Genomic DNA, 14,953 nt, shown 5'->3' on the forward strand with positions numbered 1-14,953 from the left:
GCCGCTGGCAGGACGAACGAGCACGGTCCGCCTGAGCGGGCGGTTCGGGCGGCGGTGACCGCCCGCGACCGCTGCGTACGATCGGCGTCGCCCGAACGAACCCGACAACCCAGGTGTGTCTGCTGTGGACGAATTAGTCAGGTCTTGGAGCGACGAGCTGCTCGACTCCGGATCGGCGCTGACCCTGCTGCTGGGCCTGGTCGCCCTGGGCCTCGTGCTCAACCGCACCAGCTGGCGGCTGCTGCGCAACGTGGTCACCATCGCGCACGAAGGCGGGCACGCCGTGGTCGCGCTGCTCAGCGGGCGCAAGCTCAACGGCATCCGGCTGCACTCCGACACCTCCGGGCTCACCCTCTCCACCGGGCGACCCACCGGGCCCGGCATGGTGTTCACCCTGTTCGCGGGCTATCCGGCGGTGTCGCTGCTCGGGCTCGGCGGCGCCGCGCTGGTGTCGTTCGACCAGGAGCGGACCGCGCTGTGGGCCGCGGTGGCGCTGCTGGTGCTGATGCTGCTGGCCATCCGCAACGCCTACGGGGTGCTGTCCATCGTCGTCACCGGCGGCGCGCTGTTCGCGGTGTCCTGGTTCGCCAGCCCGCAGTGGCAGGCCGCGTGCTGCGTGCTGTTCAGCTGGTTCCTGCTGTTCGGCGGGCTGCGCCCCATCGCGGAGCTGCGCGGCAAGCGCACCAGGGGACGCGCGCCCAGCTCGGACGCCGACCAGCTCGCCCGGCTCACCCGCACGCCCGCCGGGTTCTGGCTGGGCGTCTGGTTCCTGCTCGGCGGCGCCGCGCTCGTCGTCGGCGGCCGCTGGCTGCTGCTGATCCCGCAGCTCTGACGCCCCGAACGGGGTCGTGCCGTCCACAGTGGCCTTGTGCTGGACCGGTTCCGTGGCGCAGCATCGCCCGGTGACGACGTTCGAGATCCCCGAAGTACGCCCGGTCCGCCGCATCGGGTACGGCGCGATGCAGCTCGCCGGACCCGGAGTGCTCGGCCCGCCCACCGACCCGGAGCGCGCGGCAGCGGTGCTGCGCCGCGCGGTGGAACTCGGCGTGGACCACATCGACACCGCCGACTTCTACGGCCCGTGGACGGTCAACGAGCTGATCGCGACGGCGCTGCGGCCGTACCCGGACGACCTGCTGCTGGCCACCAAGATCGGCTCCTACCGGGACCGGGACGGCGCCTGGCTGCCGCTGTCGCACCCGGACGCGCTGAAGTCGCAGGTGCACGACAACCTGCGCAGGCTGGGGCGGGACGTCCTCGACCTCGTCTACCTGCGACACGTCGCCGACCGGCCGGGGATCGAGCTGGCCGACCAGCTCGGCGCCCTCGTCGAACTCCGCGAGCAAGGCCTGCTGCGCGGCATCGGGCTGTCCCACGTGAGCGCCGAGCAGTTCGAGGAAGCGCACCGGCTCACCCCGATCGCCGCCGTGCAGAACGCCTACAACCTGCTCGACCGCACCGGCGCCGACCTGGTCGAGCGCACCGCGCGGCTCGGCGTGGCGTTCGTGCCGTTCTTCCCGCTCGGATCCGCGTTCGTCGCCGACAGCGGAGTCCGCGGCGACCAGGTGGTGCGCTCCGTCGCGCAGCGCCGCGGCGTCCAGCCCGCCCAGGTGTCGCTGGCGTGGCTGCTGCGCCGATCCCCGAACCTGCTGCCGATCCCCGGCACCTCCTCGCTCGAACACCTGGAGGTCAACGTTTCGGCCGATCGGGTGGACTTGTCGGACGAGGACGTGGCCGAGCTCGACGCGCTCGTGGCGGAGGGCACCGCCGCCGAGCAGGCCGGGTGATCATCGTCCCGCCGTCCGGGGGATGATGATCACTTTCGTGGCAACGGCGGCGGACGGATGAGGCCTGTGGACGGTGCTCCGCGTACTGGACATCACCCAGTAGTCTGGCGAACACGGGGAGACGTTCGGGGACCGACGTGGTGCGACGAGCCCGGTGGCCGCAGGGCCTCCGCGCGGGGCGTCCGCTTCCTGGCGACCGGTCATCTCGCCCTGCCCGGCGCGTGGTCCGCCGGAGCGGTCGACGGACAGGTGAACTGAGCATGGGTGACCCCCTCGACCCGGATGCTGGGGCCGGGGCGCAGCCGGAACGCGGCGGCTGGCGCGCGACGCTGGTGCTGCGGTGGGCCGAACGGCTCACCGAATGTTCCCCGGACATCGAGCTGTCCGACGTGGAGCTCAAGCACGCGCTGGCGGAGCTCGCCGACGAACTCGCCGAAGCGCTGCAGGACCCGTCGCGGGCCGCCGACTCCGGCCGGATCGTGGGCGAACGGCTCGTGGAACTGCGCGCCACCGGCGAGCACAGCCTCCAGCGCACCCTGGAGCTGATCCGCGACACCGTGGTCGGCGAATCCGGCGTCGGCGCCGTCGGGCACCTGCTGGAACTGCTCACCTCCATCGCCGCCGGCTATTCCGCGGCCGACCGGGAACGCGCCGAAGTCCAGCAGCGCACCACCGCGCAACTGCTGCTGCGCGCCGACCGCGAACGCCGGGCCAGCGACGCCCGGTTCCGCGAAGTGTTCACCAGCACGCCCATCGGCGTCGCGATCTGCGACCTCAAGGGCCGGTTCACCGAGGTCAACCCGGCGCTCGCCGACATCCTCCGGCACCGCGAAGCGGACCTGCTGGAGATGAGCATCCACGACCTGTTCCACCCGGAGGAAGCGGCCTACCTCAACGCCGCCTACGCCGAACTCGCCGAAGGCGGCCCCGCGCAGCGGCTGCGGGAACGCCGCAGGCTGCTGCGCGCCGACGGCGAGCAGGCCTGGACCTACCTGGCGGTGTCCCTGCTGCGCGGCGCCGAAGGCGAACCGCGGCACATCGTCACGATGGTCGAGGACATCAGCGACCTGTACCTGTTGCAGGAGCGCATCCAGTACCAGGCGCTGCACGACGCGATGACCGGGCTGGCGAACCGGCAGTACTTCCGGACCCGCCTGGAAGCCGCGCAGGGCAACTTCCCGCCGGACGGGATGCTCACCCTCTACCACCTGGGGCTCGACGGGTTCGAGCTGATCAACGACGGGCTGGGCTACGAGACCGGCGACAAGGTGATCCGCGCCGTCGCGCACCGGCTGGAGCAGCTGGTGGAGAACGAGGAGGCGCTCGTCGCCCGCTTCGGCGGCACCGAATTCGCCATCCTCATCAGCGAATCCCCGCACACCCCGGCGATCCCCGAATTCGCCGCGCTGATCAACGAGGAGCTGTCCGAACCGATCTACATCGGCAGGCACGGCATCGCCACCTCCGCCAGCATCGGCGTGGTGCGCCGCCACGTCGCCGAAGCCGACCCCGCGAACATGATGTGGGCCGCGGACGTCGCGCTGCGCCGCGCGGAGATCGCGGGCGCCCGGCAGTGGGAGCTGTTCGACCCGGACATCGCACCGGACGAGCGCACCGAAGCGCAGCTCGCGGCGATCATGCCGGGCGCGCTGGAGCTCGGCGAGTTCCAGGTCTGCTACCGGCCGGTGATCTCCCTGCGGTCCGGCGACCTGATTTCGGTGGAGGCTCAGCTGCGGTGGAACCCGCCGGACCACGAGCCGCTCGGCCACCGCGAATGCCTCCAGCTCGCCGAGCGCTCCGGGGTGACGCTGTCGCTGCGGGACTGGATGCTGCGCGAAGCGTGGGGCCAGGTCGGGCTGTGGCACCGCTCCGGGTACCGGACCTGCTTCCTGGTGGAGCTGAGCGAGAACCAGGTGCGCGACCCCGACCTGGTGGCACTGGTGCGCTCGGTGCTCGAGGACGGCGAGCTGGACCCGAGCTGGATGCACCTGGCGGTGCCGACCTGCGTGGTGATGGACGCGTCCGAGGAGCTGCTGGAGAACCTGCGGCTGCTGCGCGGGCTGGGGGCGCGGGTGCTGCTGCACAGCTTCGCCGGGTCCGCACCGGAACTGCGGGCGCTGCGGCGGGTCCCGGTCGAAGGGGTGCGGCTGGCCGAAGAGCTCGTGGACCTCGTGCACGGTTGCGCCGCCGACGACGCGCAGAGCTGCGCGGACGATCCCGCGGTGCGCGCGGTGCGGCAGCTGATCCCGCTGATGCACGACAGCGGGGTGCAGATCTGCACCGGCGAGGTCGCCGACGAACGCCAGGAGCAGCACTGGGTGGACGCGCACTGCGACTTCGCGGTCGGCCCCCGCTACGGCGAACCGGTCACGGCCTGGGACGCGCAGGCGTTGCTGCGGACCCACGGCATCGCCCGGCCCGCCCACGACGAGGACTGACCGCTCCCGAACGCGAATCGGCCCCGCTCGCAGGACGAGCGGGGCCGATCGATCGCCGGGGGTCAGCCCGCGTAGACCGGCTGGGTCTGCGGGTTGAACTCCTCGAAGCGGACGTCCGCCGCCGGGTCGGTGCGCGGGTCGTGCAGCGCGAACACGTCCAGGCCCTCCTGGATGCCGCTGGAGTAGATGTGGCCGTTGTAGTAGTACGCCGACCACGATCCGGCCAGCTGCAGCTCGTCCGGGTCGAACGGCGGCCGGTCGAAGTGCGCGATCTCCTGCGGGTTCGCCGAATCGGTGAAGTCCCACACCGACACGCCGCCCTGGTACCAGGCCTGCACCATGATGTCGCGGCCGGGAACCGGGATGAGCGAACCGTTGTGCGCCACGCAGTTCTCGGTGTCGGCCTGAGCCCGCGGCAGCTTGTAGTAGCTGCGGAAGTTCAGCTTCGCGTCCGCGCCGTCCCCGCTGATGTCGTAGATGCCGTCCGCGCCGCGGACCGGGCCGACCTCCGGGTTGCAGGTGGCCGCGGTGCCGCCGCCGAGTTCGTCGGTGAACACGACCTTCGTGCCGTCGTTGTTGAACGTCGCCGAGTGCCAGAACGCGAAGTTCTCGTCGTCGCGGACCCGCTCGGTCACCTGCGGCTTCGCCGGGTCGGAGATGTCGAACAGCACGCCGTCACCCATGCAGGCCCCGGCGGCGAGGTCGCGCTCCGGGAACGCGGTGATGTCGTGGCAGCCGGTCGTCTCGATGATGCCGCCGGGCTGACCGGGGTTGCCGCCGTCCGGGAACAGCACCGGCGCGTCGATCAGCTCGGGTGCCGCCGGGTTCGCCAGCGGCACCTTCACGATGGAGATCTTGTCGTGCGGCGGCCGGCAGTTCGGGAACTCCTCGGACGGCCCGTACGACGAGACGTACAGGTACACCGCCTCGCCGGTCTTGTCCGGCACCAGCGTGTGGGTGTGCGAGCCGCAGTCGGTGGCGATCGCCGAGACGTAGCGCGGCTTCGCCGGATCGCTGACGTCGAAGACCTTCATGCCCTCCCACGCCTGCGGGTCGGCCGCGGTGGCCTTCTCGCTGGTGCAGGTGTCGTTGGTGCGCGGGTAGTCCGTGGACACGAACAGCAGGTTCCCGGAGATCGACACGTCGCCCTGCCCGCCGGGGCAGGCGACCTGGCTGACGACCTTCGGCGCCGCAGGCTGCGCGATGTCGTAGACGACGAAGCCGTCGAAGTTGCCGACGAACGCGTGATCGCCCTGGAACGCGATGTCGGTGCCGACCGCGTCGAGGTTGTCGAACGGGGCCTGCTTCGGCAGGTTCGCCAGGTGCTCGATGTTCGGGCTCTGGTCGACCTCGCCGGCCGCGGGCGCGGCCCGCTCCTCGGGTGCCGCCGAGGACGGCGCGGCGAACACCACGCCGAGCACCAACGGCACCGTCGCGGCGAGGACCCCCGCGACGCGTCTTCTGCTGCGCTGACCGGTTCGCGCGTTCAAGCCCATCACCCCAAGTCCGGCCGGTGCTCCCGGCCGTCGTCCGCCGGCGGTTACCCCGACCGCCTCCGATCAGTATCTTGGAACGCGGTGGTCGGACCAATAGGTCGATCCGGTCGTATCAGCATGTGAAATTCCCGCGTGGTGGCCCGCGCGCGGAGGCGGGGGGATCCGAATGCCGGTTCTGGGACGTGCGCCCGGCGCGCTGCTCGTGGCGGGCTGGTGCGCGGTGGCGCTGCTGGCCGGCACCGCGTGCACCGGCGCGGATTCCGCGGCCCCCGAGGCATCGCCGCCGGTGGTGCTGCCCGGCGCGCCCGGGGACGACCCCTCGGTGGTGCCGTCGGTGGACGCCGAGCACCTCGCCGATTCCGCGCCCGGCGACGCCGAGATCGGCTACGTGCGGATGATGATCGTGCACCACGAGCAGGCGGTGCGGATGACCGACCTCGCCGAGACGCGGGCGCAGGACCAGCGGGTCCGGGCGCTCGCGGCGCGCATCGGCGGCGTGCAACCGGCGGAGATCGGCGCGATGCGCGGCTGGCTCGGCACCCACGACGTGCCGGAGACCCCGGACGCCGACGCGCACTCCGGTCACCACGGCGAGCACCACGCCGCCGCCGAGCACCACGACATGCCGGGCATGGCCACCCCCGCGCAGCTCGCCGACCTGGAAACCGCCCGCGGCACCGACTTCGACGGCCTCTTCCTGCGGCTGATGACCGCGCACCACGAAGGCGCGGTCCGGATGGCCACCGACGTGCTCGCCACCGGCGTCGACGAGCAGGTGCACGAGATGGCGCAGGACGTGCTCGTCACCCAGTCCGACGAGATCGGCACGATGCGGCGGCTCGCGGCCGAGCTCTGACCCCCCGGACCGGGCGGGCCGGGACCCGATGCCACATGATCGAGTGATGGCACCGAACGAGATCGACGACCCCGGCGACTCCGACGAGCTGTTCGCCGACTGGATGCGGCAGAACCTGGACCGGGCCGCGGAGCACTTCGCGGTGCGCGTGGTCGGCGAGCCGGTCCTCGGGTGGCGGCAGCGGTCCATCGGCGCGGCCGTGCTCGGCGCCGAAGGCCCGCGCTGGCTGCGAGTGGTCTCCGCGGAGATCCGGTGGGCCGAAGGGGACCGGTGGACCGGCAACGCCGACGCCAACGCGATCACCGGCGTGCGCAAACCGCGGGTGCTCGGCCTGGTGGAGTGGGAACTGGCGGAGACGCGGCGGCAGCGCGCCGAGCTGATGACCTTCGTGCCGGGGCAGCGCTGCTCGGATACCGACGTGCTGCGCGACGAGGTCGACCTGCCTGAGCAGTGGTGGTCGGAGCTGCGCACCGCGCTGGAGACGATCCGGATGGTGCCGACGCTGCGGCTGCGCAACGACGAACCCGACATCCAGCGGGCCGTGCGGAAGAAGCTCGGCCACGAGCTGGACGTCCAGCACTGGGACACCGTGCACGGCGACCTGCACTGGGCGAACCTGGTCCGGCCGCGGTTCGGGCTGCTGGACTGGGAGCGGTGGGGCCGCGGGCCCGCGGGCGCCGACGCCGCTTCGCTGTACTGCCACAGCCTGCTCGTGCCGCCGATCGCCGCGAAGGTGCGGGAGACGTTCGCCGACGTGCTCGACGCACCGGACGGCCGCACCGCGTTGCGCTGTGCCGCCGCTCAGGCGCTGCACGGCGTCGAGACGGGCGAGCACCCGGACCTCGCCGATCCGCTGCGCGAACTGCTCGCCGAGCTCGACGGCTGACTGCTCGGCCCGCCTGGTTGCGCGCGGCGGCGAACCTCGGTCCTCCTCGTCGCGGGAACCATCGGCACCGCTCCGCGGCAGGAGGAAACGACGTCATCGCGAGGGGCCCGGCGGTGCCGGCCGCTCGGGGTCGTTCGCCGAGTGCTCCGCCGCCGGCAGGAGAGCGGCACGACCCGCGCCCGGGACCTCCTCTAGTGAACGATCCTGTTCATTAGCATGGCGCGGGGGTGGGGCCGTCGTGCGCCCCGCACGGCGAGAGGAGGCGGCATGACCGCAGCAGATCCGGACGTCCCGACCAACCGGGGGCGCTGGGGAGCCGACGACGAGCTCGGCACCCTCAACCACATCACCGACCAGGTCCGGGCCCGCGCGGTCGCGGAGGCCCGCCTGGGCCGGGTCGTGTCCCTCGCCCAGCCGCTGCACCCGGTCCCGCTGTCCGGCGGCGGCCCGCTCGCGCACACCCCGGTGCCGATGCCCGCGCCGGTGCAGCAGGTGGTGAGCCTGCACGGCTCGCCCGCAATCGCCGTCACCGACGTGCTGGTGATCAACACGCATTCGGCGACCATGACCCACCTCGACGCGCTCGGCCACGTCCCCGTCGACGGCGAGATCTACCCGGGCGTCCCGGTCGGCGAGGCCGTCGCGGGCGGCACCCTCCGGCACGGCTCCACGACCGCGTTCGCCGACGGCATCGTCACCCGCGGCGTGCTGCTGGACCTCGCGTCCGGCGATCGCCTCGACGCCGGTCATGCGGTCACCGCGGACGACCTCGACGCGGCGGAACGGCGCAGCGGCGCGCACCTCGACTCCGGCGACGCCCTGATCGTCCGCGGCGGCTGGATGGTGGGCGCGCACCCGCAGGACGAGCTGCCGCACCTGACCGCGGACGCGGTCCGCTGGATGGCCGAGCGCGAGGTGAGCCTCTACGGCGGCGACATCGGGGACCGGGTCGGCGTACCGGGGGGACTGGCGCTGCACGAGATCGGCCTGGCCCGGCTCGGGATGCCGCTGGTGGACGCGCTGCAGGTGGACGAGCTCGCCACCACCTGCGCCGAACTCGGCCGCGCCGCGTTCCTGCTGACCATCGGACCGATCCCGGTGCACGGCGCGACCGGGGTCCCGGTCAACCCGCTGGCGATCTTCTGAGCGGGGCCGTTCGCTGCTGGTGAGGTGGTCAGCCGGTCGGCTGGTGGGGCGGTCGGCCGGTGGAGCGGTCAGGCGCTGAGCCGGTGAGTCGGCGAAGCGGTGAGGTGCTCAGCCGGTCGAGCGGTCAGCCGGTCAGCCGGGGAGGCCGAGGGCGGCGCGGACGATCGTGAGCGCCTCCTGCGGCGGGATGCCCAGGTCGCGGGTGGTGCGCGCGTAGGCGGCGGCGGCCTCGGCGGCGCGACCGCTGCTCTGGTCCCCGGACGCGGCGACGAAGGTGCCCGCCCGGCCGCGGGTCTCGATCAGCCCGGCCTGCTCCAGCTCGCGGTACGCCTTCGCCGCGGTGTTCGCCGCGATGCCCAGGTCCGCCGCGAGCGCCCGCACCGTCGGCAGCTTCGCGCCCACCGGCAGCTCCCCGGAGTTGATCCGCTCGGCGATCCCGGACCGCACCTGCTCGAACGGGCTCACCCCGGAACCGGGGTCCACGCTGAGATCCATGGCCGCATTGTCCGGCACGGGGTGCCCGTGCCGTTCGAGCGGCGCCTCCGCGGGCCGGCGGCGGGCGCTGCCGGGCTCCGCTCGCGCGGCCCGGTGCGGCCGTCGAACCTGCCGAGAACGCTGCGACGCAAGGGAAAACCCGGTCTCCGATCACTCGATACGGGCGATCCGCCACACCATTCGGCAATGGTGAACGGGTGTTCGAACCGGGAGCATGGAGGCATGGATCAGCGAACCCGGTCAACCCACGAGACCCCGTCAACCCACGAGACCCCGTCGGCCCGGCGGGCCCCGTCAACGCGGCAGGGCCCGTTAATGCGGGCGGCCCCGCTAACGCGGCAGGGCGCGTCAGCCCCGAAACCCCGGTCGGCGCGGACACCCCGGTTCGCCCGGAAACTCCGGCCAGGCCGGACACCTCCGTTCGTCGGAAAGAGCCCGGCAGCCCGGAAACCCCGATCAGTCCCGCCGGAACGCCCGCAGCAGGCGGTCCGCGGCGAGGGAAGCGGTGAGCTCTCCCGCGCGCACCTCGGCCTCGACGTCGTCGACGACCTCGCGGACGGCCGGGTGCGCCGCGAGCTCGGCCATGAGCTGGTCGCGCACCAGCGCCCAGGTCCACTCCACCTGCTGGCGGCTGCGCTTCGCCGCCAGCTCGCCGGACTCCGCCAGCGTCGCCCGGTGCTGCCCGACCTGCTCCCACAGCGAGTCCAGCCCGGTGCCGGTGAGGCCGCTGCACGTCACCACCGGCGGCGTCCACGACGCGCTGACCGGGGTGAGCAGCCGCAGCGCCGAGCGCAGCTCGCGGGCGGCCTTGCGCGCGTCCATCTCGTGCGGACCGTCGGCCTTGTTCACCGCCACCAGGTCGGCCAGCTCCAGCACGCCCTTCTTGATGCCCTGCAGCTGGTCGCCGGTCCGCGCCAGCGTCAGCAGCAGGAAGCAGTCGACCATGCCGGCCACCGTGACCTCGGACTGCCCGACGCCGACGGTCTCCACCAGCACCACGTCGAACCCGGCGGCCTCCATCAGCACGATGGTCTCCCGGGTCGCGCGGGCGACGCCGCCGAGCGTCCCCGCCGAGGGGGAGGGGCGCACGAACGCCGCCGGATCCGCCGCCAGCGCCGCCATCCGCGTCTTGTCGCCGAGGATGCTGCCGCCGGTCCGGGTCGAGGACGGGTCCACCGCCAGCACCGCCACCCGGTGCCCGGCCGCCGTCAGCGAGGTGCCGAGCGACTCGATGAACGTGGACTTGCCGACCCCGGGCACCCCGGTGATGCCCACCCGGTGCGCGCCACCGCTGTGCGGCAGCAGCTGCACGAGCAGCTCCTGGGCCTTGGCCCGGTGCGCGGGCTTGGTCGACTCGACCAGCGTGATGGCCTGCGCCAGCTTCGTGCGGGAACCCTCCAGCACGCCCTCGGCGTAGTCCGCGACGTCGATCTCGCGAGGCATCAGGAGTCCTTGCGGAGCGGGCTGGGTACTTGTCTTGTCAGCGGCGGAGCCGCTGAGCGGCGACCACGTACGTAGGGCTCCCACCGGCGGGTTCTCAGTTGCTTCCTCGCGAGGACAGCGATTTCCCTCGTGGCGGAGCCACTTGGGAGATCGATCCCGCAGCGAGGAAGCAACTGAGGTTCCGCCACCCGACCCACTACGCAGCTCATTCGGAAAAAAGACTCCTCAGTCGAGTTCGAGCCGGGTCCGGAGTTCTTCCAGCAGGCCGAGCGCCGCGTCCGCGATCACCGTGCCCGGCGGGAAGATCGCGCTCGCCCCCGCTTCGCGCAGCGCGTCGAAGTCCGCGGGCGGGATCACGCCACCGACCACGACCATGATGTCCTCGCGGCCGACCGCGGCGAGCTCGTCGCGCAGCGCGGGTACCAGCGTCAGGTGCCCGGCGGCCAGCGAGGAGACCCCGACGATGTGCACGTCGGACTCGGCGGCCTGGCGGGCCACCTCGGCCGGGGTCTGGAACAGCGGGCCCACGTCCACGTCGAAGCCGACGTCGGCGAACGCGGACGCGATCACCTTCTGGCCGCGGTCGTGGCCGTCCTGGCCCATCTTGGCGACCAGGATGCGGGGACGGCGGCCCTCGTCCTCGGCGAAGCGCTCGACGACCTCCAGCGCCCGCTCCAAGGACTTCGACGGCCCCGCTTCCTCCCGGTACACCCCGGAAATCGTACGGATCTGGCCGGCGTGGCGGCCGAAGACCTTCTCCATCGCGTCGGAGATCTCGCCGACGGTCGCCTTCGCGCGCGCCGCGTCCACGGCGAGGGTGAGCAGGTTGTGGTCCAGGTCGTCCGGCCGCTCGTCGGACATCGCGGCCTCGGCGGCACCGGTGAGGCGCCGCAGCGCGTCCTGGCAGGCGGCCTCGTCGCGCTCCTCCCGCAGCCGGCGCAGCTTGTCCAGCTGCTCGGCGCGGACCTCCGCGTTGTCGACCTTGAGGACCTCGATCTGCTCGTCGCCGTCGAAGCGGTACTTGTTGATGCCGATCAGCGGCTGCCGTCCGGAGTCGATCCGCGCCTGGGTGCGCGCGGCCGCCTCCTCCACGCGCAGCTTCGGGATGCCCGCGTCGATCGCCTGCGCCATGCCACCGGCGTCCTCGACCTCGGTGATGTGCGCCCAGGCGCGCTCGGCGAGATCGGCGGTGAGGCGCTCCACGTAGTGGCTGCCGCCCCACGGGTCGATCACGCGGGTGGTGCCGGACTCCTGCTGCAGCAGCAGCTGGGTGTTGCGCGCGATGCGCGCCGAGAAGTCGGTGGGCAGCGCCAACGCCTCGTCGAGCGCGTTGGTGTGCAGCGACTGGGTGTGGCCCTGGGTGGCGGCCATCGCCTCCACGCAGGTGCGCGCCACGTTGTTGTACACGTCCTGAGCGGTCAACGACCAACCGGAGGTCTGCGAATGAGTGCGCAACGACAGGGATTTCGGGTTCTTCGCACCGAATTCCTTCACCAGCTTCGCCCACAGCAACCGCGCCGCGCGGAGCTTCGCGACCTCCATCGCGAAGTTCATCCCGATGCCCCAGAAGAACGACAACCGCGGGGCGAACGAGTCGATGTCCAACCCGGCCTGCGCACCGGCGCGCAGGTACTCCACACCGTCGGCGAGCGTGTAGGCGAGCTCCAGATCGGCCGTCGCTCCGGCCTCCTGGATGTGGTAGCCGGAAATGGAGATCGAGTTGAACTTCGGCATCCGCCGCGAGGTGTAGGCGAAGATGTCGGAGATGATCCGCATCGACGGCTGCGGCGGGTAGATGTAGGTGTTGCGGACCATGAACTCCTTGAGGATGTCGTTCTGGATGGTCCCCGCGAGCTGTTCCGGTGCCACGCCCTGCTCTTCGGCGGCGACGATGTAGAGCGCCATCACCGGCAGCACGGCGCCGTTCATCGTCATCGACACGCTCATCTTGTCCAGCGGAATCCCGTCGAACAGCTGGCGCATGTCGTAGATCGAGTCGATCGCCACCCCGGCCATGCCCACGTCGCCGGACACCCGCGGGTGGTCGGAGTCGTAGCCGCGGTGGGTCGCCAGGTCGAACGCCACCGACAGGCCCTTCTGCCCGGCGGCGAGGTTGCGGCGGTAGAACGCGTTCGACGCCGCGGCGGTGGAGAAACCGGCGTACTGGCGCACCGTCCACGGCTGGTTGACGTACATCGTCGGGTACGGGCCGCGCAGGAACGGCGCGATGCCCGGGTAGGTGCCGAGGAAGTCGAGGTCCTCGGTGTCGGCGGCCGTGTAGAGCGGCTTCACCCCGATGCCCTCGGGCGCTTCCCACACCAGCGCATCGGATTCCTTGCCGGTCGCCGACAGCACCGCCGAATCCCAGTTCGCGGGCGCCCCGGGTTCGGTGCCCCGGTCCAGCGGGATGTCGGCGAAGTTCGGGATGCTCTGGTCCATCACTCGACTCCCAACGTGCGGTGCGCCGCGCGCAGCACCTCGACGGCATCGCAGCCGGTGAACACGAGATCGTCCACTTCGGACGGTCTATCCCGGGGTTTTCCGGCCAGCAGCACCGTCGTCGCGCCCGCCTCCTTGAGGGCTCGCGCGGTGTCGGCGGCGCGCTCGCCGTAGATCCTGTCGGACGAGCACAGGCACACCACCGGCGACGGATTCTCGGCGTAGGCGGCGAGCACGTCCGCGGTGGACTCGGTCGGGCCGGCTTCGGCGGCGTCCAGCCCGCCCGCGGCGAACAGGTTCCTCGCGAACGAGGACCGCGCCGTGTAGGTGGCGAGCGGGCCGAGCGTGGCGAGGAAGACCCGGGGCCGCTGCGCGCAGGCGTCGGCGGCGTCGCGCAACGCCTCGAACTCCTCGGCGTAGCGCACCCGCGGCAGCCCGCCGCCGGGCGCCGCCGGAGCCGGGGCGCGGCGCAGCGGTTCTTCGGCGAGGTTCGGGAACTCGCTGACCCCGGTGATCGGTTCGGTGCGGTCGGCGATTCCGGCGCGGCGGCGCTCCCAGGTCGCGGCGAGCCGCTCGGCGACCGTCCCGGAGCGCAGCGCGGCGGGCAGGCCACCGGCGGCCTCGATCTCCTGGAACCACCGCCACGCGGCCTGCGCGAGTTCGTCGGTGAGCGACTCCACGTACCAGGAGCCGCCCGCCGGGTCGATGACCTGCGCCAGGTGCGATTCGTCGAGCAGCAGCGCCTGGGTGTTGCGGGCGACGCGGAGGGAGAACTCGTCGGGGGCGCCGATCGCCGCGTCGAACGGCTGCACGGTGATGGCCTGCGCCCCGCCGACACCGGCGGCGAAGGTGGCGATCGTGGAGCGCAGCATGTTCACCCACGGGTCGCGGCGGGTCAGCATCGCCGAAGAGGTGACCGCGTGCTGGCGCTGGGCGCGGGCGGGCTCCGCGGCACCGCAACGGCGCGCCACCTGCTCCCACAGGCGGCGTGCGGCGCGCAGCTTCGCGATGGTGAGGAACTGGTCGGCGGTCGCGGCGTAGCGGAACTCCAGCAGTCCGCACGCGGTGTCGGCGTCCAGGCCCGCCTCGGTCAGCCACCGCAGGTAGGTCACGCCCGCCGCCAGCGAGGCGCCGAGCTCTTCGCCGTCGGAGCCGCCCGCGTCGTGGTACGGCAGCGCGTCCACGGTGATCGCCTGCAGCCCGGGGTGCTCCGCGACGCAGCGGAGTGCGAGCTCCACCGCCTGCTCGGGGCCGTTCTCCCGGCCGGTGCGGGCCTGCACGCCCAGCGGGTCGGCGCCGAGGTTGCCGCGCAGCGCACTGGGCGCCACGCCCTGCTCGGCGGCGAGCCGCAGCAGCTCGGCGGACGCGGCCGGTGCCTCGTCCCCGGCGTCGAGCACCACGCCGATCATGTCCAGGTGCACGCCGTGCAGCGCGTCGCCGAGGTCGTCGACCGCGAGCCCGCCCGCGCCGAGCCGCAGCAGCAAGGAGGTGACGCCGCCGTTGAGGTCGGCGAGGATCGCCCGGTTCACCGCCGCCGCGTCCGGTCCGCCGTGGGCCTGGCGCACGTCCCAGCCCTCCGGCACCGAACCCTGCGGCCTGCTGCCCCGCACGAACGGCGCGAACCCGGGCACTCCCGGGTCCGGCAGGTCCGCCCCGGCGGAGTACAGCGGCCGCACCGCGAAGCCGTCGTACCCGGGGGAATCCAGCAGTGCGGCGGCGTCCTCCGGGGAGGGATCGTCCTCGCGGATGCGGCCGGTCCGGCGCAGGACCTTCTCCACCTGCTCCAGCCACTGCTCGTGGGTCGGCCGGGGGAACTCGCCGGCCAGGCTGAGCCCGGGCCGGGGGCTGCTCGTCGTCGAGAGCCGGTCAGTGGGCGCCATGACAGTCGATGGTAGGACTCCGCACCGGCCCGAAACGCCGCTTCTCCTGTGACCCACGTCCCAAGATTCCGCGGCTCGTTCCCGCGG

The 14,953-nt window shown here is 72.6% G+C and carries 11 protein-coding genes; 6 read left to right on the top strand and 5 right to left on the bottom strand.

What is annotated here, in order from left to right:
* Positions 1–124 precede the first annotated feature (124 nt).
* The 3 genes from AC29IT_RS19120 to AC29IT_RS19130 all read left to right on the top strand — a co-directional run bounded on the left by AC29IT_RS19120 (position 125) and on the right by AC29IT_RS19130 (position 4,225).
* Entirely contained in the window at positions 125–832 is a 708-nt protein-coding gene (locus AC29IT_RS19120) for a M50 family metallopeptidase (RefSeq protein WP_488219661.1), read from the top strand.
* Positions 833–902: 70 nt separating this feature from the next.
* Positions 903–1,787: an oxidoreductase gene (locus tag AC29IT_RS19125; RefSeq protein WP_488219662.1), complete on the top strand. Its 885-nt coding sequence runs from the start codon at positions 903–905 to the stop codon at positions 1,785–1,787.
* A 260-nt stretch (positions 1,788–2,047) separates the two neighbouring features.
* Entirely contained in the window at positions 2,048–4,225 is a 2,178-nt protein-coding gene (locus tag AC29IT_RS19130; protein ID WP_488219663.1) for an EAL domain-containing protein, read from the top strand.
* Between the two features lie 62 nt (positions 4,226–4,287).
* Here AC29IT_RS19130 and AC29IT_RS19135 read toward each other — a convergent pair whose 3' ends face one another.
* Entirely contained in the window at positions 4,288–5,715 is a 1,428-nt protein-coding gene (locus tag AC29IT_RS19135; RefSeq protein WP_488219664.1) for an LVIVD repeat-containing protein, read from the bottom strand.
* Between the two features lie 172 nt (positions 5,716–5,887).
* Between AC29IT_RS19135 and AC29IT_RS19140 the strand changes: the two genes are divergently transcribed.
* From AC29IT_RS19140 to AC29IT_RS19150, 3 genes are all read left to right on the top strand, one after another.
* Complete coding sequence (locus AC29IT_RS19140) at positions 5,888–6,577, top strand: DUF305 domain-containing protein (protein WP_488219665.1); 690 nt, start codon at positions 5,888–5,890, stop codon at positions 6,575–6,577.
* Positions 6,578–6,623: 46 nt separating this feature from the next.
* On the top strand, positions 6,624–7,463 hold the full coding sequence (locus AC29IT_RS19145; protein ID WP_488219666.1) for a phosphotransferase: 840 nt from the start codon (positions 6,624–6,626) through the stop codon (positions 7,461–7,463).
* A 267-nt stretch (positions 7,464–7,730) separates the two neighbouring features.
* The gene (locus tag AC29IT_RS19150) at positions 7,731–8,609 is read left to right on the top strand and encodes a cyclase family protein (protein ID WP_488219667.1); all 879 of its coding nucleotides are present in this window, start codon (positions 7,731–7,733) and stop codon (positions 8,607–8,609) included.
* A gap of 132 nt (positions 8,610–8,741) precedes the next feature.
* Here AC29IT_RS19150 and AC29IT_RS19155 read toward each other — a convergent pair whose 3' ends face one another.
* From AC29IT_RS19155 to AC29IT_RS19170, 4 genes are all read right to left on the bottom strand, one after another.
* Positions 8,742–9,104, bottom strand: coding sequence for a GntR family transcriptional regulator (locus tag AC29IT_RS19155; RefSeq protein ID WP_488219668.1), 363 nt, complete (start codon positions 9,102–9,104; stop codon positions 8,742–8,744).
* 456 nt (positions 9,105–9,560) lie between these two features.
* Positions 9,561–10,547 (bottom strand): methylmalonyl Co-A mutase-associated GTPase MeaB, encoded by a 987-nt coding sequence (gene meaB, locus AC29IT_RS19160; protein ID WP_488219669.1) that lies wholly within the window; start codon positions 10,545–10,547, stop codon positions 9,561–9,563.
* A gap of 225 nt (positions 10,548–10,772) precedes the next feature.
* Entirely contained in the window at positions 10,773–12,986 is a 2,214-nt protein-coding gene (scpA, locus tag AC29IT_RS19165; RefSeq protein ID WP_358437787.1) for a methylmalonyl-CoA mutase, read from the bottom strand.
* Positions 12,986–14,866, bottom strand: coding sequence for a methylmalonyl-CoA mutase family protein (locus AC29IT_RS19170; RefSeq protein WP_358437784.1), 1,881 nt, complete (start codon positions 14,864–14,866; stop codon positions 12,986–12,988). Before AC29IT_RS19170 ends, scpA begins: the two co-directional genes overlap by 1 nt.
* Positions 14,867–14,953: the final 87 nt, after the last annotated feature.

The sequence above is a fragment of the Saccharopolyspora sp. MMCC62 genome, from assembly GCF_057736575.1.

Bases quoted from the DNA above. Each gene is read 5' to 3' on its own strand.
- AC29IT_RS19130 (WP_488219663.1), top strand. From the start codon at position 2,048: ATGGGTGACCCCCTCGACCCGGATGCTGGGGCCGGGGCGCAGCCGGAA.
- AC29IT_RS19140 (WP_488219665.1), top strand. From the start codon at position 5,888: ATGCCGGTTCTGGGACGTGCGCCCGGCGCGCTGCTCGTGGCGGGCTGG.
- AC29IT_RS19145 (WP_488219666.1), top strand. From the start codon at position 6,624: ATGGCACCGAACGAGATCGACGACCCCGGCGACTCCGACGAGCTGTTC.
- AC29IT_RS19150 (WP_488219667.1), top strand. From the start codon at position 7,731: ATGACCGCAGCAGATCCGGACGTCCCGACCAACCGGGGGCGCTGGGGA.
- AC29IT_RS19155 (WP_488219668.1), bottom strand. From the start codon at position 9,104: ATGGATCTCAGCGTGGACCCCGGTTCCGGGGTGAGCCCGTTCGAGCAG.
- meaB (WP_488219669.1), bottom strand. From the start codon at position 10,547: ATGCCTCGCGAGATCGACGTCGCGGACTACGCCGAGGGCGTGCTGGAG.
- scpA (WP_358437787.1), bottom strand. From the start codon at position 12,986: ATGGACCAGAGCATCCCGAACTTCGCCGACATCCCGCTGGACCGGGGC.
- AC29IT_RS19170 (WP_358437784.1), bottom strand. From the start codon at position 14,866: ATGGCGCCCACTGACCGGCTCTCGACGACGAGCAGCCCCCGGCCCGGG.